This is a genomic window from Thermostichus sp. OS-CIW-31, assembly GCF_054060305.1.
Genome location: NZ_JBSSDA010000004.1, coordinates 21351 through 44760 on the forward strand (window position 1 = coordinate 21351; position 23410 = coordinate 44760).

The 23410-nt window shown below is 59.5% G+C and carries 17 protein-coding genes; 11 read left to right on the top strand and 6 right to left on the bottom strand.

The window, feature by feature from the left end:
* Positions 1 to 382: 382 nt before the first annotated feature.
* Both ACVWY9_RS03590 and ACVWY9_RS03595 read left to right on the top strand, forming a co-directional pair.
* On the top strand, positions 383 to 1054 hold the full coding sequence (locus ACVWY9_RS03590; RefSeq protein WP_457387534.1) for a hypothetical protein: 672 nt from the start codon (positions 383 to 385) through the stop codon (positions 1052 to 1054).
* A 39-nt stretch (positions 1055 to 1093) separates the two neighbouring features.
* Positions 1094 to 2287 (top strand): RNA-guided endonuclease InsQ/TnpB family protein, encoded by a 1194-nt coding sequence (locus tag ACVWY9_RS03595; protein ID WP_457387535.1) that lies wholly within the window; start codon positions 1094 to 1096, stop codon positions 2285 to 2287.
* Positions 2288 to 2422: 135 nt separating this feature from the next.
* Here the strand turns inward: ACVWY9_RS03595 and tyrS are convergent, their stop codons facing one another.
* The gene (gene tyrS, locus ACVWY9_RS03600) at positions 2423 to 3664 is read right to left on the bottom strand and encodes a tyrosine--tRNA ligase (RefSeq protein ID WP_457387536.1); all 1242 of its coding nucleotides are present in this window, start codon (positions 3662 to 3664) and stop codon (positions 2423 to 2425) included.
* Positions 3665 to 3866: 202 nt separating this feature from the next.
* Here tyrS and ACVWY9_RS03605 point away from each other — a divergent pair, with 202 nt between their 5' ends.
* The 3 genes from ACVWY9_RS03605 (at position 3867) to ACVWY9_RS03615 (ending at position 7074) form a co-directional block, all read left to right on the top strand.
* Positions 3867 to 5855 carry a transglycosylase domain-containing protein gene (locus ACVWY9_RS03605; protein ID WP_457387537.1) on the top strand — a complete coding sequence of 663 codons (1989 nt, stop codon included), beginning with the start codon at positions 3867 to 3869 and terminating at the stop codon, positions 5853 to 5855.
* Positions 5852 to 6211: a hypothetical protein gene (locus ACVWY9_RS03610; RefSeq protein WP_414418597.1), complete on the top strand. Its 360-nt coding sequence runs from the start codon at positions 5852 to 5854 to the stop codon at positions 6209 to 6211. Before ACVWY9_RS03605 ends, ACVWY9_RS03610 begins: the two co-directional genes overlap by 4 nt.
* 263 nt (positions 6212 to 6474) lie before the next feature.
* Positions 6475 to 7074 carry a superoxide dismutase gene (locus ACVWY9_RS03615; protein ID WP_011434074.1) on the top strand — a complete coding sequence of 200 codons (600 nt, stop codon included), beginning with the start codon at positions 6475 to 6477 and terminating at the stop codon, positions 7072 to 7074.
* 97 nt (positions 7075 to 7171) lie between these two features.
* Here ACVWY9_RS03615 and ACVWY9_RS03620 read toward each other — a convergent pair whose 3' ends face one another.
* Positions 7172 to 8815 carry a serine/threonine protein kinase gene (locus ACVWY9_RS03620; RefSeq protein WP_457387538.1) on the bottom strand — a complete coding sequence of 548 codons (1644 nt, stop codon included), beginning with the start codon at positions 8813 to 8815 and terminating at the stop codon, positions 7172 to 7174.
* Positions 8816 to 9076: 261 nt separating this feature from the next.
* On the opposite strand from ACVWY9_RS03620, the gene ACVWY9_RS03625 reads away from it, so the two are divergent.
* On the top strand, positions 9077 to 11155 hold the full coding sequence (locus ACVWY9_RS03625; RefSeq protein WP_457387539.1) for a cation:proton antiporter domain-containing protein: 2079 nt from the start codon (positions 9077 to 9079) through the stop codon (positions 11153 to 11155).
* Between the two features lie 179 nt (positions 11156 to 11334).
* A complete protein-coding gene (gene glyS, locus ACVWY9_RS03630; protein ID WP_457387540.1) occupies positions 11335 to 13527 on the top strand; it encodes a glycine--tRNA ligase subunit beta in 2193 nt (730 codons plus the stop codon).
* Positions 13528 to 13599: 72 nt separating this feature from the next.
* On the opposite strand, the gene ACVWY9_RS03635 is transcribed toward glyS, so the two are convergent.
* The 3 genes from ACVWY9_RS03635 to ACVWY9_RS03645 form a co-directional block, all read right to left on the bottom strand.
* Positions 13600 to 14523, bottom strand: coding sequence for a fructosamine kinase family protein (locus ACVWY9_RS03635; RefSeq protein ID WP_457387541.1), 924 nt, complete (start codon positions 14521 to 14523; stop codon positions 13600 to 13602).
* Positions 14524 to 14684: 161 nt separating this feature from the next.
* Positions 14685 to 14981, bottom strand: coding sequence for an IS630 transposase-related protein (locus tag ACVWY9_RS03640; protein ID WP_414342861.1), 297 nt, complete (start codon positions 14979 to 14981; stop codon positions 14685 to 14687).
* 197 nt (positions 14982 to 15178) lie between these two features.
* A complete protein-coding gene (locus tag ACVWY9_RS03645; protein ID WP_457387542.1) occupies positions 15179 to 16471 on the bottom strand; it encodes a D-alanyl-D-alanine carboxypeptidase in 1293 nt (430 codons plus the stop codon).
* 409 nt (positions 16472 to 16880) lie between these two features.
* Here ACVWY9_RS03645 and ACVWY9_RS03650 point away from each other — a divergent pair, with 409 nt between their 5' ends.
* The 4 genes from ACVWY9_RS03650 (at position 16881) to ACVWY9_RS03665 (ending at position 20735) form a co-directional block, all read left to right on the top strand.
* Positions 16881 to 17378 carry a MarR family winged helix-turn-helix transcriptional regulator gene (locus ACVWY9_RS03650; protein WP_457387589.1) on the top strand — a complete coding sequence of 166 codons (498 nt, stop codon included), beginning with the start codon at positions 16881 to 16883 and terminating at the stop codon, positions 17376 to 17378.
* Positions 17379 to 17423: 45 nt separating this feature from the next.
* The gene (locus tag ACVWY9_RS03655; protein WP_457387590.1) at positions 17424 to 18641 is read left to right on the top strand and encodes an RNA-guided endonuclease InsQ/TnpB family protein; all 1218 of its coding nucleotides are present in this window, start codon (positions 17424 to 17426) and stop codon (positions 18639 to 18641) included.
* Between the two features lie 101 nt (positions 18642 to 18742).
* Entirely contained in the window at positions 18743 to 20065 is a 1323-nt protein-coding gene (locus ACVWY9_RS03660; RefSeq protein WP_457387543.1) for a dihydroorotase, read from the top strand.
* A gap of 268 nt (positions 20066 to 20333) precedes the next feature.
* Positions 20334 to 20735, top strand: a complete 402-nt coding sequence (locus tag ACVWY9_RS03665; protein WP_457387544.1) for a SaoD/DsrE family protein — start codon at positions 20334 to 20336, stop codon at positions 20733 to 20735.
* A gap of 15 nt (positions 20736 to 20750) precedes the next feature.
* On the opposite strand, the gene clpB is transcribed toward ACVWY9_RS03665, so the two are convergent.
* Entirely contained in the window at positions 20751 to 23393 is a 2643-nt protein-coding gene (gene clpB, locus ACVWY9_RS03670) for an ATP-dependent chaperone ClpB (protein WP_414398779.1), read from the bottom strand.
* Between the last annotated feature and the right edge of the window lie 17 nt (positions 23394 to 23410).

Sequence of the window (23410 nt, forward strand, 5' to 3'; positions counted from 1 at the left end):
TCATTGCAGCTGCCAGTGCAAGCATAGTGGGGTGGCATGAAAGTACGGAGTTACAATACCACCCAGTAATTCCGAAAGCTACTGTAGCGCTTGGTGTAGGCGTAAAGATTTTTACTGCAGTTAGAGGATCTCGAGTTCATCTTTTTTCACAATGCGAGCACAGCGGGTCTCAGCTTTGAGCCTAGTAGGGCGGCTAAAGCCTGTCTGCTCCGAGAATTGCTTCGAGATAAAGACCCCTTTGTTTTGCCACTTGTGGCAAGCGTTCTCGCTGACCAATTGTCAAATAAGCCGGCGCTCTCCTCCGTGGCCTATAGTTCATAGCAGCTCATCAGTGCAGGTGTAAGCTCTAAAAGGATCCCCTGGGTGAGGAGGAGAACTGAACATGGCGGCAAAGCAACTCAAGTTCTATTGGAGCCCCCAACACCAGCTCTTTAGCTGCGATGGCGCCAAGTTGGAGGGGCACGGCTACATCCAAACCAACCCCTCCCATGACCTGGTTCACCTGCTCATTGCCGCCAACGGCAACATGCCCTGGCAGCCGGTGGAAAGCCGCGAGCAAACCTGCTTTGCCGAGTACAACGCGGTAATGCTGGAGCACCTGTTGGTCAACTGCTTCAACGCAGCGGTGCTGGGATCCCTGCCCGCCCAGCAGATCATCCCAGAGGCGCGGAAATTCTTGCGGTGGTTTGTTTCAGAACACTACGCCCCTTTCCCGGTTTCTGAAGAAGAGGCTTTTCGTCGCTTTGCCGAGCACCTGGATATTGAGCGCATTGTGCGTTTGTTCCCCTATTTTTACAGTCTGCGGGCTTGGGAATGCTTCAGCCTCGATTACCGCGCCGAGACCTACGACCTGGAGTTCACCTCCGAGGATGATCCCGTTCGAGAGGCCCCGGAATGGGCGGCGGATCCCAACATTTTGGAGACTCAGGAGCTGGTGCGGCAAAAGCTCTCTGAGGCAGTAGCCGAGGCGGGCTCGATCCGGCCCAAACCGGAGCCCGTTTTCCCGCCAACTTCGTCAGCTAGAAATCGCAGGAGCCCCGCACTGTACCCGTAGGGTCAGTGCCGGGAGGAATGCGGAAGTCACAATAGAACCATGACCCAAGTCCTGACCGTCTCCTGCAAGCTCAAGGCGTCCCAGTCGCAGGCCGCCAAATTGGACGCGACTTTGGAGGCTTTTGGCCAAGCCTTGAATTGGGTCAACCAGAACACGCCGGAGAAAGTCGCCAACGCCGTTAAGCTCCAGTCTCTGTGCTACCGCGAAATCCGCGCCCGGTTCGACTTGTCCAGTAACTTGGCTCAGCAGGTCTGCAGACGGCTGGCCGGCGCCCGTAAAGTTGCCCAACAGAAAAACCGCCCCGTCAAAGCGTTCAAAGGGGGCTTCGCTACCTATGACGCTCGTATCTTTTCGTTCCGCGAGAAAGACTGGACGGTGTCGCTGACCACGGTGGAGGGTCGGGAGCGCTTTGAGCTGGCGATTGGCCGCTACCAGAGAGAACGGCTGGCGGGCTCCAATCCCAAATCTGCCACTCTGGTCAAGCGCAAAGACGGTTCCTACTCTATTCAGATCTGTGTGGAAACGGAGCCATCCCCACCGCAACGCACGGGTAGAGTGCTGGGGGTGGACTTGGGAAGGACAGATATTGCCCATACGTCAGAGGGGGATAACTGGAATGGACAGCAGTTGAACCGAATCCGAGACCACTACTCCAAGCTGAGGGCGGCACTCCAACGCAAAGCCAGTAAGGGCACACGCAGTTCGCGGCGCAGATGCCGTCAACTGCTGCAACGGCTGTCTGGCAAGGAGAGACGCTTCCAAACGTGGGTCAATCATCGCATCTCCAAAGCTATTGTCTCCAGGGCAAAAGCTACCAACAGCGCTATCGCCCTGGAAGACCTGACAGGGATTCGGGAAAGAGTCAATCAACAGCCCCGCAGCAAAACCGAAAGGCGCAGGGCCAACAGTTGGGCGTTCTACCAGCTACGCCAGTTTCTGGAGTACAAGGCGAGGGCTGCAGGGGTTTCTCTGATTCTTGTTCCGCCCGCCTACACGTCGCAGACCTGCCACCGGTGTTTGCACATTCATCCCGACCCTGCGCAATCCTACCGCAGTGGAAAGCGGTTCAAGTGTGGGCACTGTGGATGGGAAGGGGATGCGGATTTGAATGGTGCGAATGTGATTGCGCTCTTGGGGGCTGCCGTAAACCAGCCTAGAGGTTCGGGCCTGTTTTGTTCTCTGGTAGGGCAGAGCAGGCTCAGGGCTACTGAAAGCCCGCTCCGTACCGCTTAGCGGTCGGAGCCGGGTAGTTTACCTTCTCCTCTGTCCGATCCCCCAGCCAAGACCAGGCAGAAAAAAACCGGACTCGGCTTCAAGCCTGCCCGTTGATGGATCCCCTCACCCCTTTCCCACAGGGAGAGGGGAAGACTAATCTGCGCCTTCCACTAGCCGACGAAAGGCCTTTTTGCCCACCTGCAAAACCCGTCCTGCCAGCTCCGAGACATGGGCAAACTCCAGGTCGGGATCCTCCACCTTTTGCCCATCCAGGCGCACAGCGCCCCCTTGGATCTGCCGACGGGCTTCCGCAGCACTCTTGCACAGGCCGGATTCTCGCAGGATATAGCTGAGCTTAACAGGGTAGGACAGCCGGTCGATGGCAAAGGTGGGGATGGATCCCGTTTCGGCAAGAATACCGTCTAGCACCAGGGCTTGGGCGGTGCGCTGGGCCTCTTCTGCCGCTGCAGGGGAGTGAAACTGGGCCACAAGGGTTTTGGCTAGGAGGATCTGCCGCTGGCGGGGATCCTCCGGCAGCTCCGACAGGGGCACCGAGGTCAGCAGCTCAAAATAGCGCTCCACCAGGTGATCCGGCACCTTCTCCAGCTTGGAGTACATGGTGAGGGGATCCTCAGTCAGGCCCACGTAGTTGTTTTTGGACTTGGACATTTTCTGGTACCCGTCCAACCCCTCCAAAAGCGGCACCGTCACGCAGAACTGCGGCGCTTGGCCCTTCCAAATTTGCAGATCTCGCCCGGTGAGCAGGTTAAAGCGCTGGTCGGTTCCCCCCAGTTCTACGTCGGCTGCCAGAGCCACCGAGTCGTAGCCCTGCAGGAGGGGATAGAGAAATTCGTGCAGATAAATTGGCGTTCCAGCTCGGTAGCGCTGGGCAAAGTCTTCTTTGGCCAGCATCTGCCCCACCGTCATCTGGGCCTGGAGTTCGATCAGCTCGCTGAGAGTCAGGCGGGCCAGCCACTCGCTGTTGCGGCGCACCTCCAGCCGGCCAGGGGTCTCAAAATCCAAGATCTTGCCGGCCTGCTCCAAGTAGGTGCGGGCGTTTTCCTCCACTTCTGCTGGGGTGAGGCGGGGACGGGCCTCCGATTGGCCGGTGGGATCCCCGACCAGCGCCGTGAAGTCCCCGATGAGCAAAATAGCCACATGGCCCGCATCCTGGAACTGGCGCAACTTGCGCAACACCACTGAATGGCCCAGGTGTAGATCCGGTCGGGTGGGATCGATGCCCAGCTTCACCCGCAAGGGACGATTTGTTGTGGCCAGGCGCTCCGCCAGGGCAGCAGGCCCTCCCGGAAAGATCTCGGCCACCCCCCGCTCAACAATTTGGGCTATCAACGGATCCCGGTACGTTGGCGAAACTGAGGCTGACGATAAACTCAAATCCTGCTCCTCCGGCTGAACCCATGAGCCATTTTAAGCCCACGCAAAAGATGCTCGATTCTCAACTCAAGATCTTCTCCCCCTAGCCCGGTTGGAGTTGTCGATGGGCAGGGTTGGCCATCCTGCTGCCCCAATAGACGCCGCCCTATAATGGGTCTAGCTTGTTGTTGCTTTGCAACACGGACGTGACAGGGTTTTTGACGTGACCTACGGTCGCAGACCATTGGCCCGCCGGGCGAGAAAGCCGGGGTTGGAGCGTGTCTCCAATTCCCCTTTTTCCGGATCGGGGTTTGACGAGCATGCCGACTATACCCCACCCACCCGCCCCTCCCGGATTGCCCAGGTTGCCGGTGTGGTGGGCAATCTGTTGCTGGGATCCCTGCTCTTGGGATCCACGGCAACGGCTGCCGGATTGGTGGGGCTGGCCATTAGCTTCCGCAACTTGCCGGACGTGCATCAATTGCGGGATTACGTGCCCATTGCCACCACCCACATTGTCGATATTCGGGGCGAGCCCATTGCCAGCCTACACGGGGAGGCCAACCGGGAAGTGATCTCCCTTGAACAGGTCTCGCCGGAGATGAAAAAGGCCTTGCTGGCCATTGAAGACAGCCACTTTTACACCCATCCAGGCATTAATCCGGTCAGCTTGGGCCGGGCGATCCTAGGCAGTGTGGAGGGGGGTATAGGCTCGGCGGGGGGGGGATCCACCCTGACAATGCAGTTGGTCAAGAACCTGTTTTTGAGGCCGGAGCGTACCCTCAGCCGTAAAGTCGCCGAGATCGTGTTGGCGGTGCGCCTAGAACAGGTCTTCAGCAAAGACGAGATCCTGGAGATGTACCTCAACCAGGTGTACTGGGGGCACAATCTCTACGGCATCCAGGCGGCGGCCCGCAGCTACTTCAACAAGGATGCGTCTGAACTGAACTTGGCTGAAGCGGCGATGTTGGCTGGGATCCTGCCGGCCCCGGAAACCCTCAGCCCCTTTCGCAACCTGGAGGGAGCCAAACGGCGGCAACACCTGGTGCTGGATCGTCTGGTGGAGCTGAAGTGGATTACCTCCGAGGAAGCCCAGGCGGCGCGGGAGCAAAAGCTGACCTTAGGCCGCATTACCTCCTTTCAAAGTAACGCCCCAGCAGTTACCGACGCCATTGAGGCGGAGCTGCGGCGCCGCTATGGGGAACAAGCTCTAATGCAAGGAGGTCTGCGGGTTCAGTCCACCATCGATCTGCGTCTGCAGCGCCTTGCCCAGCGCATTGTCAATGAAGATGGCCCCCGCATTGGGGCAGCTCGTCGTGCCGATCAAATGGCTTTGGCGGCAGTGGATCCCCGTACCGGCTATGTGAAAGCCATTGTGGGCGGGATCAACGCTCAGCGGGGCCAATTTAACCGCGCCACCCAGGCGTTTCGCCAAACGGGATCCACCTTTAAGCCCTATGTGTACTACGCGGCTCTGGCCAGCGGGCGCTATTCACCCGGCAGCATCTTGGAAGATACCCCCGTCACCTATCCCGGCTCGCCACCCTACAGCCCGAAAAACTACGACAACACCTTCTATGGCTCCCTCACCTTTGCTCGGGCTTTGGAGCTCTCCCGCAACGTGCCCACGGTCAAGTTGGCCGATGATGTTGGGATCCGCAACGTCATCGCAGCGGCTCAGGCCACCGGCATCAGTGCCGAGATGTTTCCCAACTTGGCTACAGCTCTGGGCTCGGCCAGCGTCAGCCCCCTGGAGATGGCGGCCAGCTATGCGGTCTTTGCCAATGGCGGATATCGGGTGGAGCCGACCCTCTTGGCCCAGGTGGTGGATCGCAACGGCCAAATCCTCTTCGAGGCCAGGCCTCAGCCGCAGCGGGTTTTGGATCCCTGGGCGGTGGCTACGCTCAACCAAATCCTCAAAGGGGTGGTGACCCAAGGCACCGGGAGGGCAGCTCGTCTGGACGATGGGCGACCTGTAGCCGGCAAAACCGGCACCACCTCTGATTTCCGCGACGCTTGGTTCATCGGCTATGTGCCGCAACTGTCTACCGCCATTTGGATTGGCAACGACAACAACTCCCCCATGCTGCCCGGCACCGCCGGCGGGGCCTTTGTTGCCCCCACCTGGAAGCGCTTTATGACTGAGGCTCTGCAAGGGATCCCACCTCAGGACTTCCCCAGCCCGCATCAATTTCCCCCTCCCCGACCATGACCTACAGCGAGGAGCGGCTGGCGCGCATCGAGCGCACTGTCGAGGCCAACGCTCAGGCCATCGCCCAACTGGCCCGGCAAAACCAAGAGCTGATGCAAACCATTGCCGGCACCGAGGAGCGCATTGCCAGAGCCGAGGAACGCATTGCCAAAGCCGAGGAACGCATTGCTGGCGCCGAAGAACGTCTGGAGGCCGAGGTCAAACGCTGGGACGAGCGGTTTTTCCAGCTCAGCCGCGATACCCTCAACTTCACCCGCAATGTAGTGACCATCGCCGCCATCACGGCTGTTTTGATCCCCCTGCTCAGGGATGTCGCTCCCCTGCTGATCGAGCTGTTGCGGGAGGGATCCCGTTAGCCCTCTGTAGCTGGGACATCTCGCTTTTCCAACCGCTGGCCAACAAGTGGTTATCGGCAATTGCGCTGAGACAGCCGCGATTCCACCTCTCTGGGGTCGAGCAGGGTTCCAACCGGAATCGAGGTGTCCAAGGGATCCCAGCGCGTACTGATTCTGAGTTACACTAAAACTGCAAAGAAAGGTAACGCCTTTTTCTGGTTCTCCTGACCCTTCACCGCGTTCTTTCTTGCATTCCTTGCACAAGACACAGAGGACAGACGATTATGGCTTTTGAACTCCCGGCTCTGCCCTATCCTGCCGACGCGCTGAAGCCCTACATGTCGGCAGAAACGTTTTCCTTCCACCACGGCAAGCACCACGCGGCCTACGTAGCCAACCTGAACAAGCTCATCGAGGGCACCGATCTGGCCAACAAGTCTCTGGAAGAAATCATCAAGGCCACCTTTGGGGATCCTGACAAAGTGGGTATCTTCAACAATGCCGCCCAAGTTTGGAACCACACCTTTTTCTGGGAATCCATGAAGCCGGGCGGGGGAGGTGCGCCTACCGGGCCTATCGCCGACAAGATCAACGCCGATTTCGGCAGCTACGACAAGTTTGTCGAGGCTTTCAAGACGGCGGCTGCCACCCAGTTTGGCAGTGGTTGGGCTTGGCTGGTGCTGGAGGATGGCACGCTGAAGGTTACCAAAACCCCCAATGCCGAAAATCCGCTGGTTCACGGTCAAACGCCCCTGCTCACCTTGGATGTGTGGGAGCACGCCTACTACCTGGATTACCAAAACCGGCGGCCTGACTTCATCAATGCCTACCTGGAGCACTTGGTGAACTGGGATGCCGCCAATGCCCGGCTGGCTGCCGCCTGACTCCACCTGTTCTGGGATCCCTTGACGGGGGATCCCATCGAAGACTAGCCCTATGTCTCTGTTTGCGAAGGGATCCTTGGGGATCCCTTTTTTGCGCCTAGTCTTTCCCCAAGCGTTCTCGCTCCTCGCGCAATCGCTCCAGAAAGCCAGGGGTGGGAGGTTGGGTTGGAGGGGCTGCAAGGGGAGCAGAAGTTGGAGCAACCCGGTTCACTTGGGGAAACAAAGGTTGATTGATGGGCGGCGGGGGGAGAGGTTTGGCTGGGACAGGGGCTGGAGAAGGTGGAGCAGGGGGTGTGGGCACTGCAACCGGTCGGGGTGGAGGCACAGCAGGGGCTGGAGGAGGAGGTGACACCTGCTGAGTTGGAGCAGGGGGCTGAGGGGTAGAGGACACTGCCTCTGGAGTTGCCGCTGGCCTGGGTGTGGGCTCGCTTGCGGACTCACCGATTCCCAGATCTGGGGCGGGATCATCCTCAAACACCGGTTTGCCCTCCGGATCCCGTAGCAGCCAGTCCAGCAGAGGTTCAGGAGTGGCTGAGGGATCCCGCTCAGGGTGCTCTGCACCGCCGACTGGAAGGGGGCGTTCGGGGGCAGCAGGCGGTCTTTCGCTGCCTGGGCCCGGATCCAACAGCAGACGCAGGCCCCAGAAGGTGCTCCCCGCAATGACAACAAAAAGGGCTATCCCAGCCCAGAGGGGAAACGGCTTGGCCTCGGGCTCTGCCTGGGTACTGAGCAGGTGTGTGCCCGACTGCCCTGCATCTACCGCCGCTAGGGTACGCTCGGAGAAGATGGGTGCGGCTGGGGGGGACGCGAGGGAAGAGCCGGCAGCGCTCTGGGAGCGCAGGGATCCCTCCAATTGGGCGCTGAGAACCTTCATATCTTGGGGCCGCTGGTCGGGATCTTTGGCCAGACAGGAGAGCACCACCTGTTCCAGCTGCAGCGGAATTTCATAGGGCAAATTTGCGCGATTGAAGGGTTGGGGCTGCTGGTAATTGTGGGCCTCGTACCAGCCGGGGAAAGAATCGCTCTTGGGTCGCAGAGGTTGTTGCCCGGTCAACATGCGGTAGAGCACTACGCCAAGCGAGTAGATATCCGAGCGGGCATCCAGGGCTTCCCCGCGCACCTGTTCGGGAGAGGCATAGCGCACCGTACCCAAAAAGCCGGTGGTCTGGGTGCCGAGGGCAAGGGAAACGTCGCTGAGGAGCTTGGCAATGCCGAAATCCAAGATTTTGACGGTCTCCCCCAGGGTTTCATCTTTCAGGACGAAGAGGTTGCTGGGTTTGATGTCGCGATGGATCACCCCCTTGATGAGATGGCCATCCTGCTCGGTCTCTAGGTTGTGGGCGTAATAGAGACCGGCACACACTTGGCGGGCAATCCTCACCACCTGTTGAGGCGGCAGCACCGGCTGCTTGAGCATCAGCTCCCCCAAACTGCGCCCCGTTAGGTATTCCATCACCAGGTAAGGTTGGTCGTTCTCTAGACCGTAATCCAGCACCTTAACAATGGCAGGGTGCTCCCCCAACAACGTGCTGATGCGAATTTCCTGCTGAAAACGTTTGTGCAACTGGCGTCGGGTGTTGTCATCGCCTGCCAAGTTTTGGTGCAACAGCTTTACCGCTACCGGACGGTTGAACAGGCGCGTATCGACTGCCTTGAACACCTGCCCCATGCCGCCCGCTGCAATGCTGTGAACCAGTTGATAGCGCTGGCCGATTACTTTTCCAGGAGCAAGCTGGTGCATAGGCAGCCTAGGAGCATGTACCCTCTGATTTTAATGCGTGTTTCTCGGGAGTTTCTCTTGCCTTTCTCCGGCCATCCCTGCCCAGCAGTCTTCATTCCCAATGTATTTGATGTGCTTTTAAGTACTTATTAAACGCCCTGCCAGTAATTGAAGGCCGGACAAAGTCTGTGGGGCATCGAGAGCTACTTGGATCTGGAGGGATCTGATAGACTCATGCGGGCGCTTTGCCGGGTCTGTTCATTAGCTGTCTGTCGGGTATTTATGCTGGCTAACTGGCTGCAAATTTCGGGGATCCCTCTAGCCATAATTGGCCCCGTTGAGAATCCGGTGCTGGTGTTTTTGATCATCCTGACCATCATGCTGGTGGCTCCCTTGCTATTTGAGCGGCTGCGCCTGCCGGGGATCATCGGGTTAATCTTGGCTGGGCTGGTGGTGGGGCCCTACGGCTTGGGCATCTTGCGGCGGGACGAGACCATCATCCTGCTGGGCACGGTGGGGCTGTTGTTTCTCATGTTCATGGCGGGGCTGGAGACCAGTCTGGAAGATTTGAAGCTCAATGCCGGGAAGGCCACCATCTTCGGGGCGCTCACCTTTCTGTTGCCCATGCTCATCGGCACAGCAGCCATGTTGGCCATTGGGTATGGCTTTCTGGCGGCGGTGCTGGTGGCCTCTTGTTTTGCCTCTCACACCCTGATCGGTCTGCCCATCATCTCGAAGCTGGGGTTGATGCGCCTGCAGACGGTGAGGGCAACTTTGGGGGCCACCCTTATCACGAATGTCCTGGCGTTATTGGTGTTGGCGGTGGTGGTGCGCGCCCACCAAGGGGAGCTGACGCTGCAATTTTGGCTGACGTTGATCCCTTCCATTGCCCTCTACACGTTTGCCACCCTGTGGGGGGTGCCTAAGCTGGGCAGTTGGTTCTTTCAACGCTTTGGTCACGACGAGGGAGCAGAGTTTACTTTCGTGATCGCCACTTTGTTTGTGGTGGCCTACGGAGCGGGGTTGATCGGCATTGAGCCGGTGGTGGGAGCCTTTCTGGCCGGGACGGCCATCACCCCTATCATCCCGCCTCTCAGCCCCCTGATGAACCGGATTCAGTTTATCGGCAACACCCTGTTTGTGCCTTTCTTCTTGATCTCGGTGGGGATGCTGATCAATCCCGGTATTCTCTTGGGGGAGCCGCGCACGCTGCTGGTGGGCGGAGTGATGATTGCAGCGGAGGTGGTGAGCAAGTTTCTGGCCGCTTGGATCCCGGCCCAACTGTTTGGCTGGCGCTTTGCCAGCGCTATGGTTATGTTCGGCCTGTCGATGGCTCAGGCGGCGGCTACCCTGGCGGCCATCACGGTGGCTTTTCAGGTGAAGTTGGTGGATGAGCTGACGGTGAACGGCACCATTGCCATGATCCTCGTGACCTGTGTTGCCTCGCCTTGGATTGTGGCCCGCTGGGGAGAGCAAATGCAGCCCACCGAGGTGGCCGCAGAGTCCACCGAATTGCCCAAGCCGGATTGGGGAGCTCGCGTCTTGGTGCCGGTGGCCAACCCGGATACTGAGAGGAACCTGTTACAGTTGGCTTTGATTTTGGCCAAAAAAGATGGGGGAACGCTGCTGCCGCTGCATGTTTTGTCTGACCGCGCCGGGATCTCGCCGGCAGCCCTGGCCCGGCAGGAGCAGTTGCTGACTTTCGCAGAAGCTCTGGCCCACAGCGCCGTGACCCGAGTGGAGCCGATTCGGCGGGTGGATGACTCGGTGGAAAAAGGGATCATTCGCTCGGCGGCGGAACGGCAGGCGACCTTGGTGATCCTGGGCTGGAAGGGCTACTCCACCTATACAGAGAACTTTTTCGGCAGCATCATCGACGCGGTGGTGCGGCAGGTGGGGATCCCAGTCTTGATTACGCGGTTTCCGGTACCCATCGAGACAGCACGCCGCATCCTCTTGGTTGCACCGGAGCTGGAGGTCTCTCCCGGATCCCTGCAGCAGACCCTTGGGCTGGCGCAAACGCTGGCCGGCGAATTGAAAGCAGGTTTGCAGATCCTGCTGGTGCAAACCCGACCTGGGCGGGAACGCTCCCCAGCCTTGCCGGCAGAAAGCTATGCCCACTTGCCGGTTCAGCGGGTGCAGGGGGGGGTGGTGGCGGAAGTCTTTAAAGCGCTGCAGCCAGGAGATGTGTTGGTATTGGTTCCCAGCGAAACCGGCAACCGGTCGCGCCTGGGCCGAGAGCCGGAGACCATCGCCCGCAACCGACCCAGCCTTCCCATCATTGTGGTGCATTTGCCGCGGGATTCAGCTCATCCCTTGCGCCAAGGAGATGGGGTTCTGGCGGCCGCAGAGCCCACTTGACAGGGATGGCATTGGGGTGTTGTCTGGCGGACTGGAGCTCTTGTCTCAACGACGCCCCGGCTCCCCTGGTAAACTGGGATACCCCAGGTTCGGAGCAGTCGTGAGCCAGAAGGGAGGCCCAGAGCCATAGACTATGTTGATTGAGGAAGTGGGGATAGTGCCCTGCGGAGCACAGGAGTATGGTTGCCTATTTGCTAGAAGTCGGCTGTGAAGAGCTCCCGGCCAGTTTTGTGGATTCGGCTCTGGAGCAGTGGCGAACCGGGATCCCGGCCTCTTTGGCGGAGGCCCATTTGCAAGCGGAGCAGATGCAGCTTTTCGGTACGCCGCGCCGCCTGGCGGTTCTGTTGCAGGGGTTGCCCACCCAGCAGCCGGATCGCACTTTGGAGGTGAAGGGGCCACCGGTTCAGGTCGCCTACCAAGATGGCCAGCTCACTCCTGCCGGGGAAAAATTTGCCCAAAAACAAGGGGTGGATCCCGGCAGCCTGGAAATCCGGCAAGTGGGCAAGGGATCCTTTGTGTTTGCGGTGCAGCGGGTGCGAGGCCGGCCGACGGCAGCTGTGCTCCAGGAACTGGCACCCGCCTGGATTACCAACTTGAGTGGTGAACGGCTGATGCGCTGGGCCTGCGGGGATCTGAAGTTTCCGCGCCCCATCCGCTGGCTGGTCTCCCTTTGGGATGATCAGGTGCTGCCTTTGCTGCTGCCGACCCACGAGGACAATTCCATGCCGGGCTTAGTGGCGGGGCGGGTGAGCCGGGGGCACCGCGTTTTGGGATCCCAGCAGGTTGTCCTGGAGCGGGCCGAGAGCTACGTTCAGCAAATGCAAGAGGCGGGGGTCAGCCCCGATCCAACAGCGCGAGAGGCATACATTCAGGCCGAGGTAACCAAGCTGGCCAGGCAAGTGAATGGGGAAGCCCAGATCCCTGCTCCTTTGCTGCGGGAGGTGGTGCACTTGGTGGAGTGGCCGACGGCGGTTTTGGGGCGCTTTGAGCCAGAGTTTTTGCGCTTGCCCCCTGCGGTGATCGAGACGGTGATGATCACTCACCAGCGCTACTTCCCAGTACGGGATGGCCGGGATCCCAGAAAATTGCTGCCCTATTTCATCACCATCTCCAACGGCGACCCCCGGCAATCGGAGCGGATCGGGGCAGGCAACAGCCGTGTGGTGCGGGCGCGCCTGGCGGATGCCCGCTTTTTCTACGAGGAGGATCGGCGGATCCCCTTGGCGCAGCGGGTGGAACGCCTGCAGGCGGTTACTTTTGCCGAAGGGCTGGGCTCCATGCGGGACAAGGTGGAGCGCATCCGCCACATCAGCCGCCTCATTGCCGCTGCCCTGAACTTGGATCCCCAGGAACAAGCGCTGGTGGAGCGCACGGCTTACCTGTGCAAGGCGGATCTGGTTACCCAAATGGTGTACGAATTCCCCGAGCTGCAGGGGATCATGGGGGCCGACTACGCTCGGCAGGATGGGGAACCGGAGGCGGTAGCCGAGGGGATTGAGCAACACTACTGGCCTTTGGGAGCGGGGGACGCTTTGCCCACAGCACTGACGGGGCGGGTGGTGGGCTGGGCAGATCGCCTGGATACCTTGGTGGGCATGTTTCGCTTGGGGCGGATCCCCACCGGCTCCTCGGATCGCTTTGCCTTGCGGCGGGCCGCCAACAGCCTGGTGCTGGTTGCCTGGGATGCCGGCTGGACTTTTGACTTCAACTTGCTGTTGCAGAGCGTGGTGCAGGACTATGCCTTTGGCGATGTCCACACCTTGCGAGCCTTGCAGGAGTTTTTGGCCCAACGGATACAGACCCTTTTGCAGGAGGAAAAGCGGATTGATTACGACTTGGTCAGGGCTGTGGTGGGGGATCCCGAGTCGGTCAAAACCGAGGATCCCCAGAAGGCCGAACTCACCTTGCGGGCCCTGGGCAACCTGCCCTTGACCCTGCTGCGGGCGGAGTACCTGCAACACCTGCGGGCCACCGGGGAATTGGCGGATCTCTATCCCACCCTCAATCGCTGCGCCCGCCTGGCAGCCCAAGGGGACTTGGACTACGCCGTGGTGGATCCGGCAGCCGCCGTGGATCCCGACCAGTTGCAGGAGGCGGCAGAAAGGGAGTTGTACGAGGCTTGCCAGAAGGTCTATCGCCTGGGGGTGGAGCCAGCCCTTCAGGGAGACTTTGTCCCCTTGGTGGAAGCTCTGCAAGCAGCAGCCCCTCAGGTAGCCCAGTTTTTTGAAGCCGTTTTGGTGATGGATCCGGATCCTGTGCGACGGGCCAGCCGGCTCAATTTGCTGGGAGTATTGCGCAACCAGTCGCGCCTGTTGGGGGACATGGGGGCTGTGGTTATGGCAGGGGAGTCGTCGCCGGAGAAGACCTCCTAGCTGGCCAATCCAGACACGCTTGGAACCCTCACTCCCGGCCCCTCGGGAGCTTGGGAATGGACATGCAACCTATTATCCAAGGAAGCGCAGACATTGCCGCAAAGCCCGCTGCACCGAGGCCAGGTAGCCCTCTCCAAACAGGTTGAGATGGTTGAGCCAGTGGTAGAGCTGGTAGAGGGGCTTGCGGTGGGGATACCCCTCGTCCAAGGGGTAGGCCTGCTGATAAGCCCGATAGAACTCGGCTGGAAAGCCCCCAAACAATTCTGTCATCGCCAGATCCGTCTCCCGATCCCCGTAGTAGGTGGCCGGATCGAAAATCACCGGGGATCCATCGGCCAAGGCCCCGTAGTTGCCGCCCCACAGATCTCCATGCAACAGAGCGGGTTCTGGCCTGTAGTCCTGAAAAAAGGCTTCCAGCTCCGCCATTACCCGTTCGGCTTGGGCCACCCACGTGCCGCGATACCCCTGTTGGCAAGCCAATTTCACCTGGTAGAGCAGCCGCTGTTCCCGATAAAAATCCGGCCAATTCTGCCGCCAACTGTTGATCTGAGGCGTAGAGCCGATGGTGTTGTCGCGCTCCCAACCGTAGCTGCCGTTGGGGGATAGGGTGCGGTGCAACTGGGCCAACTGGGATCCCAACAAACCCGCAGTCTGCGGACGGGGCGAGGTTAGCTCCAGGTATTCCAGCACCAAGTAGGCCTGCTCTCCTACGGATCCCCAGATGATGGGCTGGGGCACGCGAATGGCCTGGGCAGCCGCTAGGGTTTGCAAGCCCGCAGCTTCCGCTGCAAACATCTCCAGCGCCCTTTCTCCCCCACGGGCCAATTTGACGAAGTAGTCTTTTACCCCTTCTGCAAGAGGGCTTTGGGAAGCGCAGGAAAACCGATAGGTGGCGTTGATGCTGCCTCCGCCCACAGAACGATACTGTAGGGGCTGGATGGGATCCCCTGTTGCTTCTGAAAGGTGCCGGGCGATGGTCTGCCAAAGAGTTTGCATCAGCAGCAAAAGTCAATTGTCGGAGAAAAACAGGTACTTATGGTCATTTCGGGTAGTCATTTCAGGTTAGGGTGAGACGCCTGAGCCATTGCCTGGGCCATTGAGAAAAGCCCTATGGCCCCGTGCATTCAAAGTTTTAGGTGTGGGCGCAGTCTCCTGGTTTAATTGAAATGACCATAACTCTTTTTTTGTGCTACTTTCACCTTCTCATTCTCAAGAGCACAGTCAATAGCGCGAGGACTCCGTCCCGCTGGCAGGACGGGTTGGACGCCAGACCGGGCTCTATCCTTCAGTCGAGCTTCTGGGTACTGGTCTCCGTCTTGCTGCAGGGCAGCCGAGTCTATCTTGCGCTTGCGGGTCTTGACTTTTGTCGGCCTCAGGTCTTCTCGGTTCAGCCAGCGATAAACTGTTGCACGACTAACCTTGTTCATCCGTGCAACTGCTCCCTTCCTGGACATACCCTATGACTCTCTCTCAGGTCTAAGCTTCCTCCTGAGGTCTACCTCCATGCCTTCTTAGCTGCAGGGCCGTCTCATTCTTAAATGAATTGACCCTGTTCCTAACCTGTGGGGCTCTGGGGTCTTGAGCTTCCGCCTCCTATGGGGAAAGTGGGGGGAGAGCTGTATCTCAAATTAAGTTCGAATTGAGGTCAGCATTAGCGGCGGAGAGGCTCAGAAATGACCACCACATCCTGCAGAAACTGATCCTGTTGCTGGCGCAAAATGCCCAGGTCAGGACCTTGGTTGAGCAGGACAAAGTGGATGCCATTCGGCAGCTGCCCCATCGTCATCAGCCGATCCGCAGCGGATCCCACCTGAGCAGCCGTGCCTGGGGGCAAGGTGCGCGCCCGCAGGGTGCTGTGGCCAGTGCCCGCTCTGGGCAAGATCCGAGTCGGATCCCCATCTGTGAAATCTACCAGGTGTTCCCAGAGATGAGCTAGGGCGCGGGGGGAAAGGTACAGCGCTCGCCCTCTTTGCCCCAGGCGAATGTCTTGCTCGGCGGGGGCCATTTGGGAATCCAGGCGGGAAATGGGCTGAGCCACCAACCGCTGCCGCAGGTACTCCAGCAGGGCTGTTTCGCCCCCCAGTTCCGCCAACAGGGCTTCTGCCATGGCTCGGTCGTTGCTGCCATTGAGGATCTGCAACAGGGATCCCAGCCGTAGCGAGGTGTAGCTGGCCAGGCAGTGGGCGTCCGCGGGCAGGGCTGTCAGGGTTGACACCGAGCCGCGAATGACAACCGGATGGGGTTGTTGAGTATTGCTGAGGAGTTCTGCCAAACGCTGAGCGCCGCCCAAAGGATCGGGTTGGCCCAGCAAACGGAAGGGGGGCAACACCTTCACATCCCCGTCGATCTGGCGAATGTTGAGGCTATGCAAATGGCGGGCCAGCTCTGCCACATTCGCTTCCGTGAAATAGGGATCCCCGCCACCCACCAGGATCAAATCTCCCGTCAAGCGATGGCCCAACCGATGGCCTGTGGTGTAGAAGCGGGTCTCAAAGCGATGCTCGTAACCCCAAGTCTCCAGGGCCATCAAGCTGATGGCCAACTGATCCAAGGCTCCCACCGGCAAAGGTCGATCCAGCCCATGCTCCGCCAACAGCTCCCCTTCCGGCGTCCAGAGCAGGATCCCCTGTTGAGAGAGCGCTCCCCCTTGGGCTGCCAATCCCTGCAAAAAGCCGGACAAGACCGGAGCATAAGGGGAATCTTCCCACTCCGGCGATTGGGCACGAGGCCACCAGGGGGGAAGGCCCGGAGTCCCACTTGGGGAAGGCAGCGGCGGCGGTGGGGTGGGGATGGGGGGGAAAGGATTCTGAGCCGATGTGGGAAACTCGACTTCGGCACCCGTGCGATTGCTCCAGCAGGCCCCCAAGGCCAAAGCACCGGCCAACGGGATCCCTGCCCAGAGGAGACGACGATGGGGGCGCAACCCCTGTGGGATAAGCGGCATGATGACCTCACAAAGACACTTGCAAAGGACAACGGGCTGGCAAAAGACTTGACGCTACTCTAGTGCCATCCGAACTGCCTTGGCAAATCTCTGTGCCAGCCTTTTCCAGCGTTATCGACTCCGGCCAAGGCAAGCCCATCTTCTGCTTGTCAGGGATCCCACTCGGCTGTAGCCTGATGCGAAGCCAGAAAATGCTGTGTTGCCTGATGGATATCCTTTGCAACGGCAATGGCTGCAGATCGTCCGTTGGCTGTGCAAGGGCTAGGCTGTACTGGAGAGGGTGGGAGATGGCTCATACACTCGTGCAGAACGGATCGCAAGCTCCTTCTCTCCTGAGTAAAAGATAAAATAGGGCGATTTAGACTCCGAGCATTCCAGGCCGCCGATGGGAAACAGTCAAACCGGGGAGATGGTTCAATCGGAAAAGCAGGCTTTCCTGGAACGGTGGCATGACATTCTCGCCCCCAACTCCCTGGGCTACCGCATTCGGCTGTTGTCTCAATTGGTGCGGCGGAAGTTGCAGTCTCATTTGGAGCCTTTTGGCCTGACCATCTCCCATTGGGTGGTGCTCTGCTGCCTTTGGGAAGAAGACGGGATCCCTACTTCCACCATTTGTGAGCGCCTGCAGCAGTTGGGGGGCACCATGACCGGGGTGTTGGATGGCATGGAAAAACGGGAGCTGATCCGGCGGCAGCGGGATCCTGAGGATCGGCGGATTTGGCGGGTCTACCTCACACCTGCAGGGGAGGAGCTGAAAGACGTTTTACCCCCTCTGATTTGGCAGTTGCGGGAGCAAACCTACGGCTGTCTCAGCCCAGAAGAACAGGCAACCCTCTCGCGGTTGGTGGATCGGCTGATCGCCCATCTGTCAGCTAGAAATCGCAGGAGCCCCGCACTGTACCCGTAGGGTCAGTGCCGGGAGGAATGCGCTTTGATGAAGTACAATGAACTTATGACCCAAGTCCTGACCGTATCCTGCAAGCTCAAGGCGTCCCAGTCGCAAGCCGCCAAATTGGACGCGACTTTGGAGGCTTTTGGCCAAGCCTTGAATTGGGTCAACCAGAACACGCCGGAGAAAGTCGCCAACGCCGTTAAGCTCCAGTCTCTGTGCTACCGCGAAATCCGTGCCCGGTTCGGCTTATCCAGTAACTTGGCTCAGCAGGTCTGCAGACGGCTGGCCGGCGCCCGTAAAGTTGCCCAACAGAAAAACCGCCCCGTCAAAGCGTTCAAAGGGGGCTTCGCTACCTACGACGCTCGTATCTTTTCGTTCCGCGAGAAAGACTGGTCGGTGTCGCTGACCACGGTTGGGGGTCGAGAGCGCTTTGAGCTGGCGATTGGCCGTTACCAGAGAGAACGGCTGGCGGGCTCCAATCCCAAATCCGCCACTCTGGTCAAGCGCAAAGACGGTTTCTACTCCATTCAAATCTGTGTGGAAACGGAACCGTGCCCACCGCAAGGCACGGGCAGAGTGCTGGGGGTGGATTTGGGAAGGACGGATATTGCTCATACATCGGAAGGAGATAACTGGAATGGACAGCAGTTGAACAAAGTCCGAGACCATCACTCGCGGTTGAGGGCGGTACTTCAACGCAAAGCCAGTAAGGGCACCCGCAGTTCGCGGCGCAGATGCAGAGAACTGTTGCAACGGCTGTCTGGCAAGGAGAGACGCTTTCAGTCGCGTCAGCGTTGCGTAGCAAAAACGTGGGTCAATCATCGCATCTCCAAAGCTATTGTCTCTAGGGCAAAAGCTACCAACAGCGCTATCGCCCTGGAAGACCTGACAGGGATCCGGAAAAGAGTCAATCAACAGCCGCGCAGCAAAGCCGAGCGGCGCAGGGCCAACAGTTGGGCGTTCTACCAACTACGTCAGTTTCTGGAATACAAGGCGAGGGTTGCAGGGGTTTCTCTGGTTCTTGTGCCGCCTGCTTACACGTCGCAGACCTGTCACAAGTGTTTACACATCCATCCCGATCCTGCGCAATCCTACCGCAGTGGTAAGTCGTTCAAGTGTGGGCACTGTGGATGGGAAGGGGATGCGGATTTGAATGGTGCGAATGTGATTGCGCTCTTGGGGGCTGCCGTAAACCAGCCTAGAGGTTCGGGCCTGTTTTGTTCTCTGGTAGGGCAGAGCAGGCTCAGGGCTACTGAAAGCCCGCTCCGTACCGCTTAGCGGTCGGAGCCGGGTAGTTTACTGGATCCAGATGCGGCTGTGCTGGCGGAGCCAAGTCAATAGTCTTTATCTTGAGAGCGCCTTTGAGGGAGGGCGGAGCTTTGTCTGGCGATTTGCTGATCCGAAATGCTGAGCTGCTGGTGCCGGAAGGGGATCCCTGGCGGGGGGATGTGCTGGTGCGGGAGGGGCGCATTGCCCAAATCGGCCAAAACCTCTCGCCAGAAGGGGTGACCAAGGTCATCGACGCCGAGGGCCATACCTTGATGCCGGGGGTGATCGATCCGCAAGTTCACTTCCGCGAGCCGGGCCGAGAGCACAAAGAAGACCTGCAGACGGGATCCTGGGCCTGTGCCCGGGGCGGGGTGACCAGCTTTTTGGAGATGCCCAACACCGACCCGCTGACGATTGACCAAGCGACGCTGGATGACAAGTTGGCCCGTGCAGGCAGCAAGTGTGTGGTCAATTACGGCTTTTTCATCGGGGCCACTGCCGATAACTTAGAAGAGTTGCAAACGGTGCAGGGAGCCTGTGGCATCAAAATCTTCATGGGATCCATGCATGGGCCCCTGTTGGTGGATGATCAGGCGGCGCTGGAGCGGATTTTCGGGGAAACGGATCCCAACTTCTTAATTGCCGTCCATGCTGAAGATCTGTCTCGCATCAAAGCCCGTAAGGCCCTGTTTGCCGGACGCACAGATGTAGCCGTTCACTCGCAAATTCAGGACGAGGAATCGGCCCTGATCGCCTCACGGCGGGCTTTGGACTTGGCCACCCGCTACCGCCATCGGCTGCACATTTTGCACCTCTCCACCGGCCTAGAGGTGGAACTGCTGCGCCAGCACAAGCCGGCCTGGGTGACGGCAGAAGTGACCCCTCAGCACCTGCTGCTCAGCACCGCCGATTACGCCCGGCTGGGATCCCTGGCCCAGATGAACCCCCCCCTGCGGGATCCCCCCAATTCGGAGCAACTGTGGCAGGGGCTGCAGGACGGGATCCTGGATTGCATTGCCACTGACCATGCCCCCCATACTCTGGAAGAAAAGGCTCAGCCCTACCCCCACTCCCCCTCGGGTATGCCGGGAGTAGAGACGGCCTTGCCCCTGATGCTGACTGCAGCGCAGCAGGGCCGCTGTACGCTGGCGCAGGTGGTGCAGTGGATGTGTGAGGCGCCGGCCCGCCTCTACCGGATCCCCAACAAAGGGCGGCTGCAGGTGGGCTACGACGCCGACCTGGTGCTGGTGGATCGCCACACACCCAAACCGGTGCGGCGGGAAGAGCTGCTGACCAAATGCGGCTGGAGTCCCTTCGAGGGCTGGGAATTGGTGGGCTGGCCCCTAGTCACGATCGTGGGCGGACAGATTGCCTTTCAAAACGGCCAGGTGGATCCCTCGGTGCGGGGAAAGGCTCTTCAGTTTCAGCGCTAGCCAGGGATCCCTGCTATCCCGCAAGGGCTTCCGATAGCAGCAGGACAGAAGTGGCGCAGTAGCCTATCCTAGCTTCCCTCTCCCTTTGTGGGAGAGAAGCCAGGCCTGAGGGCGGGATGGCGCAAAAGCATCAGGAACGGTCTCAGGCTGGTTCGCCGATCACCACACACCTCGGCCTGCTGGGTCCGGCAACTCTGGCCCAGAAACTCGTGTTACTCTGAAAATGATAATTACTGATAATCAAAATTGAAAACGGCAAGGGGGCCTCATGAAAGTTGCCTACGTGTTCACTCACCCTCGCTGCGGCACCTATAAGTTGGGCCAGATGATCCTGCCCCAGCTAGAAGTAGGGGTGCATGGAGCGCAGGTGGTGGGCATGTTCTTTTTCGACGACAACTGCTTTGTTTTGCGGCAGGGGGATCCCATTGGCGAGCGCTTGGCCAAAGTTGCCCAAGAGCAAAACATCCTGCTGATGATGTGTGACATGTGCGCTCTGGAGCGCAACCTAGCCGAAGGGGAACCCCGCTGGTGCGACGCTCAAGGACGCGGGCGCAGAGAGCCAGCTCGGTGCGTTCCCAAAAACGTCGTCAAAGGAGTGCAGGTGGGCTGTTTCCCTGACCTCTACGAGGCCTTGAAGGACAACCCACCTGACCAAGTGATTACGCTTTGACGGAAGGACCCCGACTTAGCTGACGGCCACAGCCGCCGGCGGCTCTTGGCTGGGCTGAGAGCCGATCTTGCGGAAGATCAACCGCTCGTTGGCTACATCCACCAAAATGCGGTCGCCGGGTAGGAACTCGTTTTCCAGCAGCTTGGTGGCAATGGGATTTTCGATCTCCCGCTGGATCACCCGCTTCAGGGGACGGGCCCCGAACACTGGGTCGTAGCCCACCTCTGCCAGGTAGTCCTTGGCTTCTTCGGTGAGCAGGATCTCGATTTGCTGATCTGCCAGCAGCTTTTCCACCCGCTGCATTTGCAGGCCGACAATCTGGCGAATTTGCTCTTTGGTGAGGGCGTGGAAGATGATCAGCTCGTCCACCCGGTTGAGGAACTCCGGTCGGAAGTGGTGCCGCAGCATGGCCAGCACCTGAGTTTTCATCTCCTCGTAGCGGCTTTCATCGGCCCCAATTTCCAGGATGAGGTCGCTGCCGATGTTGCTGGTCATGATGATGATGGTGTTTTTGAAGTCCACTGTCCGCCCTTGGGAGTCGGTGATGCGGCCATCGTCCAGCACCTGCAGCAGGATGTTGAAGACATCCGGGTGGGCTTTTTCCACCTCGTCAAACAGCACCACCGAGTAGGGGCGTCGCCGCACCGCCTCGGAGAGCTGCCCGCCTTCTTCGTAGCCCACGTAGCCTGGAGGAGCTCCGATTAGACGAGAGACCGAGTGCTTCTCCATGTACTCGGACATGTCGATGCGCACCATCGCCTCGGAAGTGTCGAAGAGGAACTCCGCCAAAGCACGGGCCAGCTCGGTTTTCCCCACGCCAGTGGGCCCCATGAACAGGAAAGAGCCGATGGGGCGATTGGGATCCTTCATGCCGGCCCGGGCGCGCCGAATGGCTGCCGCTACGGCGGCTACCGCCTCGTCTTGGCCCACCACCCGCTGGTGCAAATGGGCTTCCAGGCGCAGCAGCTTCTGCTTTTCCGACTCCATCAGGCTGGTGACTGGGATCCCGGTCCAGCGGGAGACGATCTCAGCGATATCTTCAGGAGTCACTTGCTCCCGCAGCAGCGGCTCGCCGTTGGTCTGCAGCTTGGCCAGGTGAGCCTCCTGCTCTTGGATTTGCCGCTCCAATTCCATCAGCTTGCCGTACTTGAGCTCGGCAGCGCGGTTGAGGTCATATTTTTGTTCAGCCTGTTCGATTTGAAGCTTGACGGCGTCCCGCTCGGCTTTAAGGCTTTGCAGGCGTTCGATAGCCTCTTTTTCAAATTGCCAGCGGGCATTCAACTCCCGTTGTCGCTCCGTCAGGTTGGCCAGCTCCTGCTCAATTTTGCTGAGGCGATCTCTAGAGGCAGCATCATCTTCTTTTTTCAGGGAGAGCTCCTCCATCTGCAGTTGCATGATGCGCCGGTCGATCTCGTCCAGCTCGACGGGCTTGGAGGTGATCTCCATCTTCAGCTTGGCCGCCGCCTCGTCCACCAGGTCGATGGCTTTGTCGGGCAGGAAGCGCTCGGAGATGTAGCGGTTGGAGAGCACTGCTGCTGCCACCAAGGCGGAGTCGCTGATTTTGACCCCATGGTGCAGCTCGTAGCGCTCTTTGAGGCCGCGCAGGATGGAGATGGTATCTTCCACCGAAGGCTGATCCACGTACACCGGCTGAAAGCGGCGTTCTAGGGCCGCATCTTTTTCGATGTGCTTGCGGTATTCATCCAGGGTGGTGGCGCCGATACAGCGCAATTCGCCCCGCGCCAGCATGGGCTTGAGCAAGTTGCCGGCATCCATGGCCCCTTCGCCGGCCCCGGCGCCGACAACGGTGTGCAACTCGTCGATGAAGAGGATGATCTGGCCTTCGGATTCAGTGACCTCTTTGAGCACAGCTTTGAGGCGGTCTTCAAATTCCCCGCGGTACTTGGCCCCGGCAATGAGAGCGCCCATGTCCAGAGCAATGACTCGCCGGTTTTTCAGAGACTCCGGCACATCTCCCCGGTTGATGCGCTGGGCTAGGCCCTCCACAATGGCTGTTTTCCCCACGCCGGGTTCGCCGATGAGGACGGGGTTGTTTTTGGTGCGGCGGGAGAGCACCTGAATGACGCGGCGGATCTCGTCATCTCGCCCGATCACCGGATCCAGCTTCCCTTCGCGGGCCGCCTGGGTGAGATCGCGGCCATAGCGCTCCAGGGCTTCGTAGCGGGATTCGGGGTTTTTGTCGGTGACCCGCTGTTTGCCTCGCACCTCTTTGATGACCGGTTTGAGGCGCTCTACCGTCAGGCCCAGGGGTGCCAAGACCCGCTTGCCCACCCGCTCATCTTGCAGGGATCCCAAAAACAAGTGCTCCACCGAGATGAAGTCATCTTCGTATTCCTTGCGAAACTCCTCGGCCCGATCCAGGGTGGTTTCCAGGCCGCGACCCAAGTAGAGCTGATCCACCCGCGCCAACTTGGGCTGCTGGTTGATGAAGCTTTCCACTTTATCCCGCACCAGCCTCGGATCGATACCTGCCCGTTGCAGGAGGGTTTGGGTGAGCCCCCCCTCTTGATCCAGAAGGGAGATCAGCAAATGCTCGGTTTCCAACTGTTGCTGCTGGTGCCGCCGGGCCACATCTTGGGATTGGACAATGGCGCTCCAAGCTTTTTCGGTAAATTGGTTGGGATTGGTGGGCTGCATAGGAGTTCGGCAGAGCT